This is a genomic window from Sphingomonas sp. PP-CE-3G-477 (genome assembly GCF_003050745.1).
Classification (GTDB): domain Bacteria; phylum Pseudomonadota; class Alphaproteobacteria; order Sphingomonadales; family Sphingomonadaceae; genus Sphingomonas.
This window is the reverse complement of record NZ_QAOF01000011.1, coordinates 52,901-73,234: the sequence shown is the minus strand read 5'-3', so window position 1 is coordinate 73,234 and position 20,334 is coordinate 52,901. Positions and strand designations below refer to the sequence as shown.

Sequence of the window (20,334 nt, the reverse complement as noted above, 5' to 3'; positions counted from 1 at the left end):
GTCGCCATGGGGAGTTCCTCTCGTTGAAGGAACTCCATCGTCTGCCGCCGCTGCCGCAGGACCAAACCTCAGAGAGGCTGCGCTACCTTACCGCCACCACCAATGCCGCGCAGCGGCTTCGTGCTTTGGGTCACCCTACCTGCCGCGGAACCCCAAGTTTCTGATACATCGTCGGCACGCTGCCATTGGTCTTCCACACACGTCATTAGGGTTTCATAGTCGCAAAGTAGCAGATGGCATGGCCTGCACACCGACGACATTTCTAGATGGTAAGGGCAATCATGTCCGCTTTGCCACTGCCCACGCTGCGCGATCGTTGGGGTGGGCGACGACGGATTTGTTGCTCGCGTGGCATTTGCACAGTGTCGTTGGGTTTTCCGGGACGACGGTATCGATCCTGCTAGCACTGTTCCTGTCGACCGGAGCGCTGGCTAATCTTAGCGTCGGGATTTTATTGACGGTACGAAAGGCTACCGGTCCCGATTATGTACGGGTGCAACTCTTTGGGGCAATAGCCACCGCCATATTGTTCGCGGGACAGTTTCTCGTCGTCGATCCGGTCGCAGTGACGGTGATCGCTTTCGCGTTTCGCATTGTTTATGCGGCGCAGGATGTTCCGCAAAATGCTCTTGGGTCACTGCTGCCCGATGATGACAGCGATGCGAAACGCTATGCGCGGTTGCGGGTTGTTTTGAGCGGTGTGATGCGGGTGGTTGCCGTGTCGGTCCACCTTTTGCTGTATCGGGGCGCTTCAGATGTAATCGCGTTTGCGGTTATCGGCGGTCTGAACGTAGCAAGTGCGATCGGCCTTCGAGGACTGCGGTTCCCGAACAGGCCGACTGTTCGACCGACCGCCGATGAGCCGGCAACGTCATGGCCGACGGGGCTTCCCAAGCTTCTGCTGGGATTCGTCGTAGCCGCGGCGGTTCTGCCGACCATGAGCCGCCTCCTGATCTTCGCGCCCTCGAGCGACGGCGGGATGCTGCAGGCTGGCGGCTCAATGCTGACCGCTTTCTGCGTGGGATCGGTCGCGGGCCCGTTCGCACAGCGCCGCTTGGTCGACGCGTTCGGCGAGCGCATCGCGCTGATGACCGGCATCGTCGTCATACTCGCAAGCGCGATGCTCGTGACGTTTGGCGACGGGGTTCCGGTACGCGCTCTGGCGGCAGCCGCGCACGGTGCCGGCCTGGGTATCGTCGGTGTCCATCTCTGGACGAGCGCCGCCCGCGTCGCGATGGACGACGCGGCATCGGGGATACGGCGAGACGGGATGGTGGCCAGCGCGGTGATCCTGACAACCCATGTGTCGATGGCGGCAGGGGCGTTGTTTCTCGCGCCGTTGATCGATGCGTATGAAGCCGGTGACCCGGTTGCGGCGCTGGCCGCGCTGGTCATCGTTGCGGTCGGCGGTATCGTGCTTGCGCTGACCGAAATGCCACTCAGGCGAAGAATACCGCCTGTAGCGGCATGAGTGCGGCGCCGATCGCGCCGGCATCGCCATCGACCTGACGCGCGACGATCTGTGGTAGGCGAAAGGGCTGACCGTTTCGCTCCGGGCTAGCAGGGACCATGATGCACGCTGCCAATCGTTCGGCCAGCCAGCCCGGCAGACGTCCGCCGATCACCACTTTCTCGGGCGCGACGATGTGGCCGAGCAGAAAGGCAAGCGAGGTGAACGGCCGTTGCGCCTCGCTGAGCCATGCTTCCACGCCAGGCGTCTCGCTATCGAGCGCTTCGAGCATATCCTCGACCGTCGCGTAGTGCGTTCCCGCGTCGGCGACATGCGCGCGGAGCCGGTCGAGATTGGGATAGCCCTGATCGAGCATCCACCATACGCCACCGAAATCCCCAGCGTTGCCGAGCGCGCCGCGGACCGGCTTGCCATCGGCGATCAGCCCGCCGCCGAAGCCATTGGTGAGATGGCAATAGGCGAATGTCGGACAGTCCCGACCGACTCCCAAGAGACTCTCGGCAATCGCCGCCGTCGTCGCCACGTTGTCGCAGAGCACCGACACACCGAGCGCGGGGCGCAGCAGGGCGGGGATGTCCGCATCGATCCAGTCGGCTAGGATCGCCGGGGGATTGAAGCGCAACGGACCCTCGACGAAGAACCCCGCGAAGCCGACGCCCGCCCCGACGATCCGGTCGGCGGCGATCCCGGATGAAACGACCAGGTCGTCCCGCATGGCATCGAGATGCGCGACGACGGCCGCGCGGCTGCGATCCTGTAGCGGGATGCGGCGGGTACCACGGACCTGTCCCGCCAGGTCGACGATCGCCATCGACAGCGCGTCGCCGACGATGCCGATCCCCAGGCCATATGCGATGTCGGGTGCTAGCCGTAGCGTCACGCTGGGATTGCCGCGCCCAGGGGTGCTGCGTGCGGAGGCAGTCACCAGTCCGTCGTCGATGAAGCCGTTCACCAGTCGCGCGATGCTCGGCTGCGACAGGTTCAGCCGTGCGGGCAGATGCGCCTGCACCGCGCTGCCCTGCTTGACCAAGAGGTCGAGCAGCGCGCGTCCGCCGCTGCCGATCGGTTTCACCCAGGATGGCTGCTCGATCTGGCCGATCGGCGCAGCATGCAATTTCGACGTCATTTTACTGTCACTCTTTTACGATAGCAGGCGAATACTATTCGATCAGAGGGTAGCGGTTCGGTGACGGAACGCAACCGGGTCGGAGGGGGACAGGGTCTCCACGGCGGCATGCCGCGCGTCAGCAGCGAACCGATCGCACAGCGATGTGTCGGACGGAGCGACGGCGCCTGCATGCGTCGGGGGGCCTCGGAATCGATACAAAAGGGGCAAGGCAATGAATTATCGGTATTTGCGCTATCTGTTGGCAGCGACGTCGCCTTTCGTGCTGGCCTGTCCGGCGTTGGCGCAGGAATTGGCGCAGGATCGGCCCGCGGGCTCGCCGGCTGCGACGCAGGAGGCCGGCACCGATCCTGCACAGGTGGGCGCGGATATCGTCGTCACGGGTACGTCGACGCGGCAGCGCACGTTCGACGCACCCTATTCGGTATCGACGATCGACCGCACGACGATCGACCAGGCCGCACCGCACAGCGTCGCCGACCTGCTGGCGGCGACGCCGGGGATCACCGCCGAAGCGTCGGGCGGCGAGGGCGGCGGCGAGAACATCGTCATCCGTGGCCTGCCGTGGAGCGGGTGGCGGCTCATCGACCTGAACCAAGACGGCATGCCGCTGTTCGAGAGCAACACCGAACGCTTCCTCAACGTCGACGAGCTCTACCGCGTCGATCTCGACACGCAGCGCGCGGAAATCGTTCGCGGCGGCACCGCGCCGCTGTTCTCGAACAATGCGCCTGGTGGCGTCGTCAACTTCATCACCAATCACGGTACGCCGACCTATTCCGGCGCGATCCGGCTGGAGTCGGGCACGGGCAACCGCGCAAGGACCGACGTGATGATCTCGGGGCCGATCACCGACCGGCTGATGGCGAGCTTCAGCGGCTTCTATCGGCGCGACGACGGCCTGCGCAATCCGGGCTTCGACAATGCCGACGCAGGCGGCCAGTTCAAGGTCGGTGCGACCTATAAGCTCGACGGCGGCCGGATCTGGGGCGACTTCAAATATCTCAACGATCGCAGCATATTCTACACCGCGGTCCCGCTGGTCGATCCGGTATCGGGCGGATCGCTGGAGACCCTGATCGATCCGCGCAACGGCACGCTCAGTGCGGCGGCATTTCAACGAGTAACGCTGCGGACTCTCGACGCCAACGGCCGTGCGACCACGATCAAGCGCGACCTGCGCGACGGCATCCATCCGGACGTCTGGACGGCGACGTTGGGTGCGGATCATGAACTCGGGGGCGGCTTCCGGCTGACCGGGACGTATCGCCACACTGAAGGGACGACCGGGTTCGATTCGATCCTCAACGGCGCGCCCGTGACCGCATCGTCTTTCCTCGCCGGACGCCTGGCGTCGGCGCGTACCGCGTTCGGGTCGGGGGTCTCATCGCTGCGCTATGTCGTTGCGGACACCAACACCGTCTACGACCCCGCGACGACTGCGAACCTGGTGATGGCCAACACCTTCGCCAGCATCCGCACGCGACTGCGCTACGATGCCGGCGACGTGCATCTGAACAAGACGCTGGAGACGCCGATCGGCAGCCATGCGCTGACCGCGGGCGTGTATTACAGCGACTATCGCTATGCGCAGGACCAGTCGCTCAATGCGCTGCTGGTGAATGTGAAGAACCAGCCGACCGCGCTCGACGTGCAGGCGCTGAACGCGGCGGGGCAGGTCGTCGGTCGCGTCACCGAGAACGGCTTCATCAGCTACGGCGCAGGCGGGCAGAGCGGTTCGCTCGACGGCCGGTCGGTCGCCTTCTACCTTGCAGATACTTGGCAGGTGACGCCCGCCTGGTCGATTGACGCCGGTGTCCGTCGCGTCTCGCGCAAGCAGGACGGCGTGCAGGGTGTCCTCGGCACCGTCAACGCCGATCCGACCGGCGCGATTGCCGCGCGAACCGTGCAGGGCGTGGTCCGCACCGTTGCCCGGTCGGAGAATCTGAAGGGCACCAGCTGGACGGTCGGCAGCGGGTATATCTTCGCCCCCAACGCGAACGTCTTCGGCCGCTACACGCGCAGCTTCAGCTATCCGCGCTTCGACACGATCCTGGGCGGTGCGACGCTGCCGGGTTCGACGGATCCGTTGCCGGTCGCGAGGGTACAGCAGGCGGAGGCGGGCTTCAAATACGCGCTGCCCGGCCTGCGCGTGACGACCACCGGTTTCTGGTCGAAATTCGACAAGCTGAACGGTGGTACGCAGGTCGCCGCGGCGGACGGGTCGATCACCAACGCCAACATCATCTACGACACGCGGACCTACGGCGTCGAACTCGAGGCGGTGGTTTCGCCGTTCGCGGGCTTCGACGTGACGGCGGTGGGGATGTGGCAGAACCCCAAGATCATCAGCGTCGACACGCTCACTGGCACGAATGCGCAAAGCTCGCAGGGTGGCGACATCGCCCGCGTCCCGCGCGTCCAGCTGACCGTGACGCCATCCTACACGATCGACCTCGGCGAGGCGAAAACGCGCCTTTATGGGAGTTTTTACACGATCGGTCGTCGCTTCCAGGACGCGTCCAACCTGAGCCGCCTGCCTGCCTATTCGTCGGTCGATCTTGGCGCGTCGATCGAAGTTTCCGGACTGGAGGTTCGCGGACAGGTCAGCAACCTGTTCGACGTCGTTGGCCTGACCGAGGGTAACGCGCGCGCCGCGACGATCGGGACGGGCGGAGTCGCCGATGCGACGGTCGGCCGTTCGATCTTCGGCCGCAACTTCACCGTGTCGCTCACCAAGCGCTGGTGAACCCCAGCGCAGTTTGCGCCGCCGTCACGACGATGGCGGCGCGTCATTCTCTTTTTCGAAAGTCCGTCATGTCCCTTCGTACAGTCCTGCCCGCGGCGATTGCGATGCTGGTGTCCGGCGTCACGCCAGCCGACGCACGGGGCAACAGCTTGGCCGTCACCCGGCGCGCGCTGGCCGACCCGTCGTCTTCGCATCTGATCGTCGTTGCACATCGCGGATGTTGGCATCCGGCGCCCGAGAACTCGCTGGCGGGGTTGGCGGCCTGCGCGAAGCTTGGCGTCGATGCGGTCGAACTCGACGTCCGGCACAGCCGCGACGGTGTCGCGGTAATCGTCCACGACGAGACGCTGGATCGCACCACGAACGAATCCGGACCAGTTGCGGATCACGATTGGGCCGAACTGGCGGCGCTTCGGCTCAAGTCCGGGCACGGCGGCAAGGACGCACCGCTGACCGATCAACGTATTCCGACGCTCGACCAGTATCTGAGGGCGGCGAAGGGGCGCGTGATGATCGTGTTCGACGTCAAGGACGGCAGCCAGCGCAAGACCTTCGCGCATATCGAGCGGGCGCACATGGCGAACCAGGCGATCTTCTTTTACGAATGCAACGACGCCAAGCTGGCCGATGCGATCGCCCCGTTCCGCCACCGCGTGACGACAATCCCGATCATGTTCGGGAAGGACGGTCCGCTGGCTCCTGCTGCGCGGCGGTGTACGTCGAACCCGGCGGGATGGGCGCATGTGAAATGGGGCGATGCCGGTTGGCTGCAGCAGACTGCTGCCGCGCGCGGGAAAGTGCGGCTATGGACCGCGACGATGTTCCCAGCCGACAATGCGGGTTTCGACGATGCTCGGGCGCTGACCGATCCGGACGCGGTCTGGGGTGCACAGCGGGCGGCGGGCGCGGCGATGATCATGACCAACCAGCCCGAGGCGTTGGTCGCCTATCGCGCGCGCGCAACGAAATAGGAGATCGCTGATTTTCTAATCGTGCGTGAAGTAAACCGAGCATCGGCGGACTCGGCGGGCTAAGGCATCGGTATTGCCAGCCGACAGGATGATCGCGTGCGCCCGAAGCCGGAAATCCTTCTTTCCGAGGATCAGAAACGTATCGTCTGGGATCTGCGGATTTCCGGCCCGAGTGCGCGAACGGCCCTCGCCGACCGGCTCGACATGCACAATGGCGCGGTCACGCGGCTGAGCCGCGAGCTGATCGCGCTCGGGCTGGTCGATGAGCATCTCCAGGACCAGCGCGGTGGACGCGGGCGGCCGATTGTGCCTCTCGGGATTTCGAGCCGGGGCGGCTATGCGGCGGGCGCGACCGTGCATCCGGGCTGGCTCGAGATTGCGCTAGTCGATTTCACCGGCACCGTGATCGTCCGCGATCTGGAACCGTTCGACAGCCCCGATCCGCGCGCGTTCGTCGAGGCCGTGGACCGACGGTTGCGCGGGCTGAGCATGAGCCACAAAATGCTGCGATCGCGCTTTCTGGGGCTGGGCGTGGCGGCGACCGGGCCGACGCTCGCAGGCGATCCGACGCGGCGCTGGGCGGTCGACTGGTTGCAGGGCTGGCGCGATCTCGACCTGCAACGGCTGTTTGCGGATTATCTGGGGCTGCCGGTCTGGATCGAGAATGACGGGACGCTCGCCGCGCTGGCCGAATATTACGACAGCGGGCTGATCCGGACATGCAGCTCGGCGATCGTCTTCTTCATCGGCCACGGCGTCGGCGGGGGGATCATCGTCGACCGCGCGATCCTGCGCGGCGAACACGGCAATGCCGGTGAGATCGGCCGGCTGTTCCCGGGGGGATCGGCGCGCCCATCGGGGATCGATCTGCTCGCCGAGCTACAGGCGGCGGGTGCGGCGATCCACGCGCTGAACGAGGTCGAGATCCATCAGGACACGCATGCGGCACTGATCGCGTCGTGGGTCGAGCGCGCCGGGCGGCAACTCGCGGTGGCGGCGGACAGCGGGGTCGCGTGGCTCGATCCCGGGGCGATCGTCGTGTCCGGTGCGCTGCCGCTGCCGATCCTTCGGGCGCTCGGCGAGGCCCTCGAGCGGGCGGTATGGGCGACGGCCTTCCCACATCTGCCGCGGCCCACGGTGTACGTGTCGCAGCTCGGCAGCTGGGCGGCGGCGGTTGGCGCGGCATTGCTGCCGATCCACGAACTCGCCGCACCGAATGTCGCGCGCTGATCCGATTTATTTCCGATTAAATAAATAAAACTGCCACAACCGGGGCCTAGCCGCGCCGTCACTGGGGGCGGGCAGTCGACGCCGGCCAAACGGGCAGGGATCATCACATGGCACATCTTTCACTTCGGCTGCTGGCGCTCGCCGGCACTTCTTCGATCGCGATCGGGGTTCCCGCGGCGGCGCAGCTTGCAGCGCCGGTACCGGCACAGGCTGCGGACACGTCCGGCGAAATCGTCGTCACCGGCATCCGGCGCGCCAACAACGTCGCGATCGAGGCCAAGCGCAACGCGACCAACATCATCGACGTGATCGGATCCAACGACGTCCGTGCGTTGCCGGATGCGACCATCGTCGAGGCGTTGCGGCGCATTCCCGGCCTGTCGGTGCTGCCCGCGACCGATAACGAGCATCCGCGCGACGAAGCGGCGACACCGGTCATCCGCGGCCTTGGGCCGGCGTACAACAACGTTACGATCGACGGGTTGCAGCTCGCCTCGCCCGGCACGCCCAACGGGACGCTCGGGTCGATCTCGCGCGGGGTCCGCCTCGACATTCTCCCCGCGTCGATGATCAGCCAGTTGCAGGTGGTGAAGACGTTCACCGCCGATCTCGACCCGAACGCGGTCGGTGGCGCGATCAACATCGTGACGCGCAGCGCGTTCGAAGGCGGCGGCAAGCCGTTCGTCACGACCGAAGCGTCGCTCGGCCATGCGAGCGACACCGGCTTGCCGCGCCACCAGCCCGATTTCGGCACGCGGCTCGGCGCGACCGTCAGCACGACGTTCGGCGCGAACCACCAATACGGCGTCGTCCTGTCGGGCAATTACCAGACGCTCAGCAGCTACACCGACACGCACATGACGACCGATACGATCCATTATTCCTTCTACAACGCGGCGAGGCAGCTTCAGACCGGCGCCAATCTCGGCAACGGCTTCGCGGTGCCGCAGCAGGACAAATACTGGTACGTGATGGACAAGCGCGACCGCTACGGCCTGACAGGCAAGTTCGAGGCGCGCCCGACCGACACGCTCGAAGCCTATGCCTCGCTCGGCTATTATTATTTCAAGGACAAGATGGACCGCAACGAGGTCCTGATCGATCCGCGCAACCGCGGTACCGTCCTCAACCAGACCGCGACCTCGGGCAGCTATCCTGGCGGCGACGTCGAGGTGGGCTGGGAGAATGCCGACATCGTTACGCGGACTCGGGTTGCGCAGGCGGGGCTGACGTGGCGGCCCGGTGATCGGCAGACGCTGTCGCTCAAGGGTGGCGCATCGCGCGCGACGTATGACGAAGTGTTCCAGATGATCAAATACGCTACCGGCGTCGCGCGGCCGGCGCCCGGCACGGCGGGGGCGACACCGACTGCGACGTCCAATTTCGCGTTCGCCTACGACACCAGCAAGCTCGACCAGAAGTTCGCGGTCGATCCGGCGGCCTACAACAATCTCTCGAACTACAGCCTGCTCTATTACCGGCCGAACGGCGAGCGGCACGCGAGCGACACGGTGCTGACGGGCCGGCTCGATTATGCCTTCAACCAGGGTGCCGATGCGGACGGCATCGGCTTTGCGGCGGGCGCGAGCTACACCGATGATCGCCCCAAGTTCAATCTCGACCGGATCGACCAGGCACCCAACACGACCGGCCGGGTAATCGGCCTGGCGACCGCGGTCGGACCGGGCGGCGCGCCGCTCAACTATTCGAACGGGCTGTACCTGCTCACGATCGATCCGGTTGCCTCGGTCCGCGACATCACTGCGCAGCCCGGATCGATCCTGAACACCACCGATCAGTCGAACTACAACAACCAGGATGATTTCCGCCACGTCGAGAAGATTGCCGGTGGTTATGCGCTGGCGAGCTACGCTTCGTCGGCCATCAACGCGCAAGCCGGCGTGCATCTCGATCACACCGACCAGTCGACAGTCGGGCGGATCAGGCGCAACGGCGTGTTCGTCGATCAGCCGACCAAGTCTAGCTACACCTACGTCCTGCCTTCAGCGATCGCGACCTGGCACGCGACGCGCGCCATCGACCTGCGCGCCGCGGCGAGCCAGACGATCGGGCGGCCGAGCTATGACAGCTATGCCGCGCGCAGTTCGATCGGCTTCGTCAATGCGAGCGATCTCGGCAACGGCGCGGCGACCGGCGTCAACGTCACGATCGGCAACCCGGACATCAAGCCGCGCCGTTCGACCAATCTCGACCTCGCCACCGACTGGACCCTGTCGAGCCGCTATGGCGGGATCGTGTCGCTCGCGGCGTTCTACAAGGACATCAAGGACGAGATCTTCAACGCGGCCTCGGTTGGCTACACCTATGAAGGCGTGAACTACGTCAACGCGGTCGTGACCAAGCCGACCAACGCGACCAAGGCGAGCATCAAGGGGATCGAGGCGAACGCGGTTCTCAACTCGCTCGAGTTCATCCACCCGCTGCTGAGTGGTTTCGGCGTCAGTGCGAACGCAGCATTGCTACGCGGCCGGATCGACGTGCTCAGCAGCAGGGGCGTGGCGCGTAGCATCGATCGCCTCGTCGGCCAGCCCGACAGCACGCTCAACGCCAGCGTGTTCTATGCGAAGCACGGCCTGGAACTGCGCGCGGCGTATAATCGGCAGGGCAGGGCGCTGCGCACGATCATCAACGATATCTATTGGCAGGATCTGTACTGGGCGCCGCGGGAGCAGATCGATTTGACCGCGAACTATACGTTGCGGAACGGCGTCGCGGTGATCGGCCAGGTGAGCAACCTGACGCACACTCGCCTCACGAGCTTTGCCGGCCCGGACAAGAATTTGCTCAAGGATAGCTATTCGGTCCCGACGACGTTCTGGCTGGGCCTCCGTTTCACGCCCAAATTCTGATCTCCGAAAGGTCCGACATGACACGATCGCGTTTCGGGACATTGTCCCTGCTTATTCTCGCAGCAATGCCAGTGGTGTCCGTTGCGGCTGCTCCGGTTCCGCCGCGGACCGTACGGGAGATTCACGCGGCGCTGCTCGATCCGAACGGGCGCCTGCTGATCGCGGCACATCGCGGATGCCATAATTCGGCGCCGGGCCACGCCTTGCCGAGCGCACCGGAAAATTCGCTGGTGGGGCTCGATCACTGCGTGGCGATGGGCATCGACATCATGGAGACCGATGTGCGGCGAACCCGCGACGGCCATCTGGTGATGATTCACGACGCGACGGTCGATCGGACCACCAACGGGACCGGCGCGGTCGATCACCTTACGCTCTCTCAGATCAAGGCACTACGCCTGCGCGACAACGAAGGCGATAAGGGCGCTGGGCTTACCGATCAGCAGGTTCCGACGCTCGACGAGATATTGGCGCACGCCGGCAACCGGATCGTGCTGAACCTGGACATCAAGGACGCGATCTATGCCGAGGTGATCGATGCCGTCGTCCGTGCCGGCGCGACCGACCGGGTCATCGTGAAGACGGTCGCGGGGATCGGCAGCGCGCCGCTGGCCGCGATGGCGCCGTACGACCGCGTACCGTTCATGCCGATCCTTTCCAGCGGCGATGCGCAGGGTGCGGACCTGGCTGCGATCGTCACGCGCCAGGCGTCGGGCGGGCGGCGTCCGATCGGCGTCGAAGTGCCGCGCATGCCAGCCGCTGCTTTGCCTAGCGTTGCCGCCGCTGCTCGCGCGGCACATGGTCGCGTGTGGGCCAACACGCTGTGGGAAGGATTCATTGGCGGTTATGGGGGCGACGTCGATGCCTTGCGTGATCCCGACGCAGTATGGGGACGCCTGCAACGCGCGGGTGTCGGTATAGTCCAGACCGACGAACCCGAGGCGCTCCGCCGCTACCTTATGCGGTAATCACCATCTCCGTTCGCCGAGCGTGTTTGGATAGGTATGGTTAACTCGATCCACCGCTGCGAACAGTCGGCCAGGACAGAATGCTGGCATATCCCAAAAAATGCCAACCAAGATGAACGCCATAGGTGGAGGGCAGGGCACCTGAATGTCCATACTCGTGTCGTCAGTCGACGATGGGCGCATACTGGCGAACGATTTCCGCCGCTGTCATCCTGGCTTCATGATCGTCTCATAGAACGCTCCGGAACTGCAGACGGGGGCGTGGTGAGCAGCAGAGCATTTCCTGTCGACGGTATCGGCATACGCTCGTTACCCGAGCATCCGCTGGCGCTGGAGTATCCGGACGCCGAACTGGCGGGCGCATTGCGGCGTTTCGTGCAAGGTCGGCTGGCTCACCATGCCGATGGCGACGATGTGGTGCAGGAAACCTATCTGCGCCTGTTCGCCTATCAGGCGACCGCGCGGGTCAACGACATGAAGGCACTGTGCTTTGCGATCGCGCGCAATCTGCTGCTCGATCATCACCGCGCCGCACGACGGTCTGCGCATGTCGAACTGGATGAGGCAATCGCCTGTCCGCAACCCACTGCCGACCGGGTGCTGGCCTTCCGTCGCGCCGTGGTGATCATGGCGGACGCGCTCGAGCGCATGCCGCCGCTGCGCCGCGAAATCTTCCTGCGCAAGCGCCTCGACGGGCTGAGGACCGATACGATCGCCCGAAGTCTCGATATGAGCATGGCGGCGGTCGAGAAGCACGTCGTCCGCGGCTTTCAGGACCTCCGCAGCGCGCTCGCCAAACGCGGCTTCACGATGGAGGCCGGCGCGTGACTGTAGCGGGCGGTGGAACAACGGTAACCGAGGCTGCGCTCGCCGATGCGCTGCAAACGGCGGCGGTGCGGTGCGGCCGACTTTCCGACGAGCAGGTCCGGTCGCTTCGGCGTCGACGGCGATCGGCTATCGCGGCCGTAGCGACGGCCCCGGTCGCCATCGCCCTGCTGTTCGTGGGTGGCGGGCGGTTTGTCGGCAATCCGGCCGTGCCAACGGTTTCGACGCGTATATTGGCGACCCGTGCAGGGGAACGCACGACCGTGACGCTGGCGGACGGCTCGACGGTTGCGCTCAACGGCGCGACCCGGCTTCGGATTGTCTATGCGGACGGACAGCGCCGTGCCGAGTTGCTTGCGGGACAGGCGTTCTTCGACGTGCGTCATGACGTTGCGCGTCCCTTCGTCGTGCGCGCCGGCGCCAGCGAGACACGCGTCCTCGGCACCGCGTTCGACCTCGACCTGACCCGGACACAGGTAGCGCTGGCCGTCTATCGCGGCGCGGTCGGCTTCGATCCGGTAGGGGCGCCGCGCGGCGTCGTCGTTCGCGCCGGTTACCGCAGTGCTGTACGCAGCGGTGTGGCGGCAGCGCCGACGAAGTTCGATCCGGCGTTGCCTGACTGGCGCAAGGGCTGGATCGACACGACTGGCATGCGCCTGGACGACCTGGTCGAGGTTCTCGACCGGCAGGGGGGCGTCAGGATCGCACGTCCGCGGGAACCGCTGGCGTCGACGACGGTGTTCGGGCGGTTCCGCACCGACCGTCCGCATCAGCTATTAAAGGCCATCGGCAGCGGGTTCGGCTTCACGGTAGTCGAGCGGCAGGGGGCGTTGGCGCTCGAAACCGCGGACTGAAAAAAACACTGTCCGGATTTGGCGGCCTCCACCGTCTTCCCTCCGGGTGGCGTCCGATGGCGCCAAGACGGGGGAATTTGATGACGCGGTTTCATGGAACGTCGGCACTGGCCTTGGTAGCGTTCGCTCTAGCCGCACCGACGGTAGCGGATGCACAGTCGACGGGCGCACGAATGTTCGCCATTCCGGCGGGCGATCTGGCGCAGGCGCTGTCGGCCTATTCGAGCGCGACGGGCATGCAGGTCATCGCCGCGCCCGCACTCATTCACGGGCAGCGGACGAAGGGCGTCAGTGGGCGGCTCACTACATCGGGAGCGCTCGCGATGCTGCTACGTGGTACGGGGCTGCGTCCGGTCGAGAGCAACGGCGTGACGATCCTCCGCCGGGACCAGGCACCGTCGGCGCCGAGCACCGTCGGCGCGCGCGCTCCAGTCATTGCAGCCGCTGCGGCGCAAGCTACCACGCTTTCGCGTGAAACGCCGGAGGGCGCCCCAGATATCGTCATCAACGGCTATCGCAGCAGCCTGCTGGCCGCGCAGGACCTGAAGCGTCGCGCGGTCGGAACCGAGGACAACATCGTGGCGTCCGACATCGCCGCATTTCCCGACATGAACCTTGCCGAGGCACTGCAACGCGTCCCCGGCGTCGCGATCACGCGCGACACCGGCGAAGGACGTCAGATCGCGCTGCGCGGTCTCGGCCCCGATTTCACGCGCACGCAGCTCAACGGCATGGAAGTGCTCGGCAACACCGCCTCCGGCATGGACAATCGCGGCAACGTCAGCCGCAGCCGCGGCTTCGATTTCAGCCTGTTCGCCTCCGAGCTCTTCAACCGTGTCAGCGTCCAGAAAAGCTACGCCGCCAACCAGGACGAGGGCGGCATCGCCGGCACCGTGCAGCTCTTCACCGCCAAGCCATTCGACTATGACGGCCAGAAGATCGTGCTGTCCGCGAAGGCCCAGACCAACGATCAGACCAGCGGCGTCACCCCGCGGCTCGTCGGCCTGTTCTCGCAGCGTCAGGGCGATTTTGGTGCGCTCGTATCGGTTGCCTATTCGAAGGTTCGCAACAACGAATATGGCTATCGCAACTGGAACTGGGGCAAGGTTACCTACGGCGCGAACAATATCGGGCCGGAGATCGACGCGCCGACGCGGGCGTTGTTGCGCGGCGGCACGATCTTCGCCCCCCAGGCGCAATCGCCGTCGACCTGGTACACCGATCGCGAGCGGATCGGCGTCACCAGCGCGCTGCAATATCATCCCGGCGACAATTTCAAGATCGACGTCGACCTGCTGTACGGACACCTCGCCGACAAGCGCGACGACTGGGCGATCGCGGCGGGCGGCTACAACGCGCTGACCGGCAACGTCAGCGGCGCGCAGGTGATCCGGTCCGCGACGATCCAGGGTAATTCGCTCGTTGCCGCCAGCTATACCGGCATCGATCAGCGCACCGAGCATCACCGCGTCGAGAACCAGACCGACTTCTACCAGGCGGTGGCGAATGTGAGCTGGGATGTCGGCGATCGACTGAAGCTGACCGCGTTGGGCGGGTACCAGAAGTCGAATTTCGTCCAGCCGACGTTCGACAAGATCTTCCTGCAGGCGCGCAACACCGCGTTCAGTTTCGACATGCAGCCGACGATTCCGGTGAACACCTACGGCTTCGACCTCACCAATCCCGCGAACTGGAACGTCCAGCGGCTGGTCACGCAGGAGAACATGATCAAGAGCGACTATCTGAACGGTCAGCTCCAGGCGGTCTACGACCTCACGCCGATCCTGAAGCTGGAGGTCGGCGGCGAGTATAAGCGCTTCACCAACAGCGGGTATCAGTATCTCACCAACATCTTCTATGGCACGGCGGCGACCAGCGACCGTGCGATACCCGACGCACTGAAATACGTCATCAACCGCGATAGCCTGCTTCCCTATATCGGCGGCGACATTGCCGGGATCTACGCGCTGCTCGGCAACAACCGGGATTTGACCGCCGCCAACCTGACTGCGGGCAGCGACTTTCGCATTCGGGAAAAGACTTGGGCGGGCTTCACGCAGCTCAATCTCGACACCGATATCGGGTCGATGCGGCTGCGCGGCAATGCAGGCGTCCGCTACTATCATACCGACCTGGTATCCAGCGGTTCGCTGGCCACAGCGACCAACGGCGTCACCACGTTGCAGCCGGTCACGGTCGGGACCAGCAACGACGATTGGCTGCCCGCGCTCAACGTCGCGCTCGACATCACGCCGAAGCTGATCGCGCGCGCTTCCGCCAGCCGCAACGTCAATCGGCCTGGCCTTCCTCAACTTGCCGCAGCGGGGACGCTGACCGTGGCGCCGTTCGGTGGGTCCGTCTCCGTCGGAAACCCCAATCTCCAGCCGTTCCGGTCGACTTCGGCGGAGGCCGGCCTCGAATATTACATGGATCGCAACGGCTTCGCGTCGGTCGGCTTCTTCTGGAAGGACCTTAACAGCTTCATCACGTCGGAGACGTCGCAGGTTCCCTATAGCGCGACGGGCTTCCCGGTCTCGCTGCTGTTGCCGGGTCAGGACGGTACGACGCCGTACAACTACACGCGCCCGATCAACGGGGACGGGGCCAGCATCAAGGGTATCGAGGCGGCATTCCAGCACGACTTCACCTTCCTGCCCGCGCCGTTCGACGGGTTCGGCATCGTCGCGAACGGCACCTGGATCGATGGTGACCAGACCGCGGTCTACAACGGTGTCGTCAAAAGCATCCCGCTCTACAATCTGTCGAAATGGGCGGCCAACGCGACGCTCTATTTCGAGACCGAACGCTTCGGCGCGCGTGTCTCGACCGCCTATCGCAGCCGGTATCTGACGGGCGCAGGCGGCAACGCGAATGTCGGTGACGGCATCCGCCCAACCAACAACGTCGATTTCCAGGTCCGCTACAGCCCGGTCAAGAACCTGCGCTTCGTCGTCGAGGGGATCAACGTCACCAACCGGCCAATCGAGCAGTTTACCGACCTCTCCACCGACCGGACGCTCGTCTACACCCGGAGCGGCCGCATCTTCACCTTCGGCGTGACGACCAGTTTTTGAACTCCACGTCCGCGGCGTTCCCGCCGCGGACGAGAGCGTACGGCGTACCTCACGACATCCTGCAACGGGAGTTTGTATGACAAGCCATGTCTCGACGAACCGGCTATCCTTGATGATCGGCACCGCCGCCGCCATGCTGGTGGCACAAGCGACGCCCGCATTTGCACAGGGTTGGCCCGCGCCGGTCGTGCCACTGCCCGAACGCGCCACGGCGCTCGACAAACGTTTCCAGCCTGCGATCGACTTCGACACCGACGTCTGCTTCAACGTGCCCGCCGTCGACGCGGCAGGCGCCATCAGCCCGGCGGCATCCACCTACGCCACCCGGCCCCCGGCGACGTGCCGCAGCGCCAGCTACCGGACGCAGAGCAACGTCTATGCACGCAGCCGCTGCAACAACGGCTATTGCGGTCGGGTCTACAGCTATTTCTGGCAGTCCGATTTCTCGCACGCCTATGACTGGGAATCGATCATCGTCTGGACGACCGACCAGGGCACCGGCAGCCGCGTCGTCGGCGTCACGCGCGGCGACCATGGCAAGTGGGATACCCGCGCCACGAGTGGCGGCCAGCTCCGCTTCGTCAGCGATTCGAGCGGCGAGCACGCGAAGCTCGTCTTCCATTACGAGACCTGGGGTTTTTCCCATCTGTGGCGCTTCTCCAAGACCGACGGCGGCGACGAGCCCGCCGAGAATGGCACCGGGCAGTGGCTCATCCAGCCGCTGGTAAGCTGGAACGGCTACCCGTCGGTGGCAGTCAGAAACGCGGTATCCAACTATGATTTCAAGGGTGCGAACTTCGACAACAAGGAGGCGCGGTTCGCAAGCACCCTCGCGGCGGCCAACGCGAGCGGCATAGCCCCCGGGTTCGACGCGAACGTCGATGCGGGGAGCGATTCACCGGGCTGTCCGTCGGGCTCCACCACCTGCTGATCGTTACCCTGCGTCGCCGCTATGTCGGCGGCGCAGGGTGCCCGCGTTACGGAGGTCGCATGCCAAGCGTTCGTTCCCGATCGATCCTCATCTCGCCTGGCAGCTTGACCTTGGTCGTCATGGCAATTGCCATCGTCATAGCGATGTTTGCCGGATGGACTCGACGCCCTCGACAAGCCTCGGCGGCAGGTATCACCGTGGTTCGTGGGTCAGCCGCTAGCCCAGCCAGGGCCGTACCGCTTACCCCCGTCGCCCCTGCACGCGTGGCCTCCACCGCCTCGCCCGTCGAGACGGTCGTTGCAGACATTCGAGGCGCATACCCGGTACCGTCCGACGTCGCGATGGTGTGCGAGGCTGGGCGGTGTTCGCTGACCGGAACGATCCGCCCTTTAGCGACGCAAGCCGATCTCGATCAGCGACAGGAGATGTTGCTCGGAGGCCTCGCAGCCGCTCTCGCCACGAACGGATACCGGATGGCGATTCCGTTCCAGTTTGACGAAGTGGCGGACAACACTTTCCAAATCCGCGCAAATGTGGCCCCTGACGCTCGCCCGTAGCGAACGCCTGCTGAGCTCTCTGCGTCTACTATGCTGCTCCCGCTTCGATTTGCGTTGCGCCGCGCATCACGTTCGCTGCCAGCACAAGTTTCGAGCGTGCCGTGTCCCTGTCGCGTCGGGAATCGGCTGAGGTATGCAGCACCGGGACCAGCACCATCTTGCCATATAATCCGTCTCTACCATGCTATTGGTCGCTTATCCGCGCAAAGCTGAGAATGGGGAAAATGGGCGTGAACGTCCAGGTTTGCGTCACCGCGACCGCGGGCTTGCGATACGATTACGATATCCGGCCCCCCATTACGTCCCTAGTCGGGCAGCGCCCTTGGCATACCGCGTACTGGCATTGTTCCTGAACGCCGATACCTTTGTAGTCGGTCGGGTTGCCCACCGTATCGCGGTAGTTGATCCCCTACTCAGAACCGCCGACGTATCGTTCCGAATACCTGACGTGGTGAACCCGCCTGCATCGTGTTGTTGAGCGATGTTGCGGTGTTGAAGAACTGTCCCGAACCGAGCGCGGCGATGTATTTCTCGTCCGTCAGGTTCACGCCGTTGACCTGGATCTCGACGCCGGCCAGCGCGCTGCTCGACGGAAAGCGATAGCCGACCGCGGCGTCGAACAGCGTGTAGCCTTTCACCGATACATCGCCGGTATAGGTGACGTTACGCCGCGAGGTGAAAGCGCCGGCGACGTTGCCGAAGAACATCCCGTCGTCGTAATTGATTTCGCCTTTGGCGAGATGCGCGGGCGTGTCGACAGTGCGGACGCCCCTGGTCGGCACGAAAGCGGTGCCGTTGACGGTGTCGTCGTCATAGGTGCTGTCGTTGTACGAATACGAAGCGATCAGCGAGAGCGGGCGGGCGACCTGATAGGTCGCGCCGATCTCCACGCCGCGGCTCGTCACGCTGCCGACATTCTGAAGGATGCTCGGGTTACCGAGGATGTTCGCGCCGCTGAACGCTGCGAGCAGGCGGTTCTTGAACTTGACGTCATAGCCCGCGATCACGCCGCGAAGCTTGCCCAGATCGAACCGCCAGCCAGCTTCGATCGTGCGCGAGGTCTCGGGCTTCAGCGTGTCGCGGATCGCCTCGAAACCGACCTGCGTTGTGCCGAAGGGCCCACGGAATGAACTGATATAGGCGCGCATGTTCTCGGCATAATTGGCGAAGAATTCCTGCCGCCCGAGCTTGTACGTCGCGCCGACCTGAGGCTGGAACCAGTCCTTCGCGGCGATCTTGCCGTTGATGAACGGCGTGCCGAACGTCGTCGTGATGCCGTTGGCCACGCGCGCGCCTTTGAAACCGCCGGCGATCGTCAGCGCGTCCAGGATCTTCCAGCTGTCGCTGACGAAATACTGGTTCGTGATCGTCGTGAGATCGGTCAGGAAGTCGCTGCGGAACGGGTTGGTCAGGAAATCGGTGACGTCTGGACGGTTGGTGAGGCTCGCCGCGTAGTAGTTGCGATCGGTACGGGCTTGGTTGTCCTCATGCCAATAGCCGATCTGGAACGTGTGATCGCCGAGGCGTGCGGTCGCGTTGGCTATGCCGCCGTCACGGTTGATGCCGTATTCGGTAGTGCGGACCGACAAGGGGAAGCCGTCGGGCGAGAAGACCGCAGGCGTGTAGATGCCGCCGCTGCCCTTGTCGTAATGATGATAATAGGTTGCGCTAGCGTCGAGCCAGTCGGCGATCGGCACGTTCAGCGTCATCGCACCGAGCCAGTCGCGCCGCACGCCGCCGCTGTCGTAATAGGTATCGTTGACGTTGGTGTACGGCGTCGGGAACACGACCCCCGCCGCGGGGAAGGGCAGTGCCCGATTGGCGGCGCGCGCGGTCTGGTTCGCACTCACTTGGGACAGCAGGATGGCGGTCGCATAGTCCGGCCGCAGGAAGTCGAGGCCATACCCGATCCGGGCCAGCGTCGCCGGCGACAGATCGGCGTAGTTGCGCTCCTTGTGGAGCGAATAGTTCAGCCACCCAGTCAGCGTCGCGTCGCCGAGCTTCTGGACGATCTTGCCGTTCACCTTCGTATCGGACTGGTTGCCGTAACCCTTCCATTTGCTGGCATCGTGGACCACGCCCGAGACCGATAACAGCGTACCTGTCGACAATTCACCGCTGTCGAGCCGGCCGTAGAGATGCACGGTATCGTACATACCATAGGTCAGCGCCACCTCGCCGCCCATCACCTGCGACGGCCCGCGCGAGACGAATTCAAGGTTGCCGCCGAGATTGCTGGTCGAGGCGATACCGAGCGAGCCGGCACCCTGCGACACGTCGACGCGCGCGATGTTCTCTGCGGCGATCCCGCGGCTGACGTGCAGACCGTTGTGGCCGTTGTAGAACATGTCGCCGAGCGGCACGCCGTCGAGCGTATAGCCCATCTGGCTCTGGTTGAAGCCGCGCACCGACAGCCGCGTACCGAGCTCGTAGCTGCCGAACGGGTCCGAGCTCTGCAGCGCGACGCCGGGCAGGCGGGCAACCGCCTTCAGCGGCGAACTGCCGGGCGGGAGGATTTCGATCGCCTTGCGCGACACCGTCTGTTCCTGGCGGACTTTGCCCGTGCCGTAGACAACGATTTCGCCGTTCGAGTCCGGTATATCCGGCGAGGGGACAGCGTTAGACGAGGTCTGGGCGAGGGCAGGGCTGGCGACGGCTAGCATCGCGCTCGCCGAGGCAAGCAGAAGCGTCTTCGAAATCACTGGAGG

At 64.8% G+C, this 20,334-nt stretch carries 12 protein-coding genes; 10 read left to right on the top strand and 2 right to left on the bottom strand.

Annotated elements, in window-relative coordinates:
• Nucleotides 1–238: 238 nt before the first annotated feature.
• On the top strand, nt 239–1,471 hold the full coding sequence (locus tag C8J45_RS16855) for a hypothetical protein (protein ID WP_107964277.1): 1,233 nt from the start codon (nt 239–241) through the stop codon (nt 1,469–1,471).
• On the opposite strand, the gene C8J45_RS16850 is transcribed toward C8J45_RS16855, so the two are convergent.
• Nucleotides 1,440–2,597 carry an ROK family protein gene (locus C8J45_RS16850; protein WP_107964276.1) on the bottom strand — a complete coding sequence of 386 codons (1,158 nt, stop codon included), beginning with the start codon at nt 2,595–2,597 and terminating at the stop codon, nt 1,440–1,442. The genes C8J45_RS16855 and C8J45_RS16850 overlap by 32 nt on opposite strands.
• Before the next feature lie 214 nt (nt 2,598–2,811).
• On the opposite strand from C8J45_RS16850, the gene C8J45_RS16845 reads away from it, so the two are divergent.
• From C8J45_RS16845 to C8J45_RS16805, 9 genes are all read left to right on the top strand, one after another.
• The gene (locus C8J45_RS16845; RefSeq protein WP_107964275.1) at nt 2,812–5,346 is read left to right on the top strand and encodes a TonB-dependent siderophore receptor; all 2,535 of its coding nucleotides are present in this window, start codon (nt 2,812–2,814) and stop codon (nt 5,344–5,346) included.
• A gap of 68 nt (nt 5,347–5,414) precedes the next feature.
• Nucleotides 5,415–6,317 carry a glycerophosphodiester phosphodiesterase family protein gene (locus C8J45_RS16840; RefSeq protein ID WP_181321257.1) on the top strand — a complete coding sequence of 301 codons (903 nt, stop codon included), beginning with the start codon at nt 5,415–5,417 and terminating at the stop codon, nt 6,315–6,317.
• Nucleotides 6,318–6,413: 96 nt separating this feature from the next.
• Nucleotides 6,414–7,547, top strand: coding sequence for an ROK family transcriptional regulator (locus tag C8J45_RS16835; RefSeq protein WP_107964273.1), 1,134 nt, complete (start codon nt 6,414–6,416; stop codon nt 7,545–7,547).
• A 107-nt stretch (nt 7,548–7,654) separates the two neighbouring features.
• Nucleotides 7,655–10,417 carry a TonB-dependent receptor gene (locus tag C8J45_RS16830; RefSeq protein ID WP_107964272.1) on the top strand — a complete coding sequence of 921 codons (2,763 nt, stop codon included), beginning with the start codon at nt 7,655–7,657 and terminating at the stop codon, nt 10,415–10,417.
• Nucleotides 10,418–10,434: 17 nt separating this feature from the next.
• On the top strand, nt 10,435–11,385 hold the full coding sequence (locus tag C8J45_RS16825) for a glycerophosphodiester phosphodiesterase family protein (RefSeq protein ID WP_107964271.1): 951 nt from the start codon (nt 10,435–10,437) through the stop codon (nt 11,383–11,385).
• A gap of 264 nt (nt 11,386–11,649) precedes the next feature.
• Nucleotides 11,650–12,213, top strand: a complete 564-nt coding sequence (locus tag C8J45_RS16820; protein ID WP_181321256.1) for an RNA polymerase sigma factor — start codon at nt 11,650–11,652, stop codon at nt 12,211–12,213.
• Nucleotides 12,210–13,064, top strand: a complete 855-nt coding sequence (locus C8J45_RS16815) for a FecR family protein (RefSeq protein WP_107964269.1) — start codon at nt 12,210–12,212, stop codon at nt 13,062–13,064. Before C8J45_RS16820 ends, C8J45_RS16815 begins: the two co-directional genes overlap by 4 nt.
• Before the next feature lie 80 nt (nt 13,065–13,144).
• Nucleotides 13,145–16,138, top strand: coding sequence for a TonB-dependent receptor (locus C8J45_RS16810; protein ID WP_107964268.1), 2,994 nt, complete (start codon nt 13,145–13,147; stop codon nt 16,136–16,138).
• A gap of 76 nt (nt 16,139–16,214) precedes the next feature.
• Nucleotides 16,215–17,069: an NPP1 family protein gene (locus C8J45_RS16805; protein WP_107964267.1), complete on the top strand. Its 855-nt coding sequence runs from the start codon at nt 16,215–16,217 to the stop codon at nt 17,067–17,069.
• Nucleotides 17,070–18,039: 970 nt separating this feature from the next.
• Here the strand turns inward: C8J45_RS16805 and C8J45_RS16795 are convergent.
• Nucleotides 18,040–20,328: a TonB-dependent receptor gene (locus C8J45_RS16795; RefSeq protein WP_181321255.1), complete on the bottom strand. Its 2,289-nt coding sequence runs from the start codon at nt 20,326–20,328 to the stop codon at nt 18,040–18,042.
• Nucleotides 20,329–20,334: the final 6 nt, after the last annotated feature.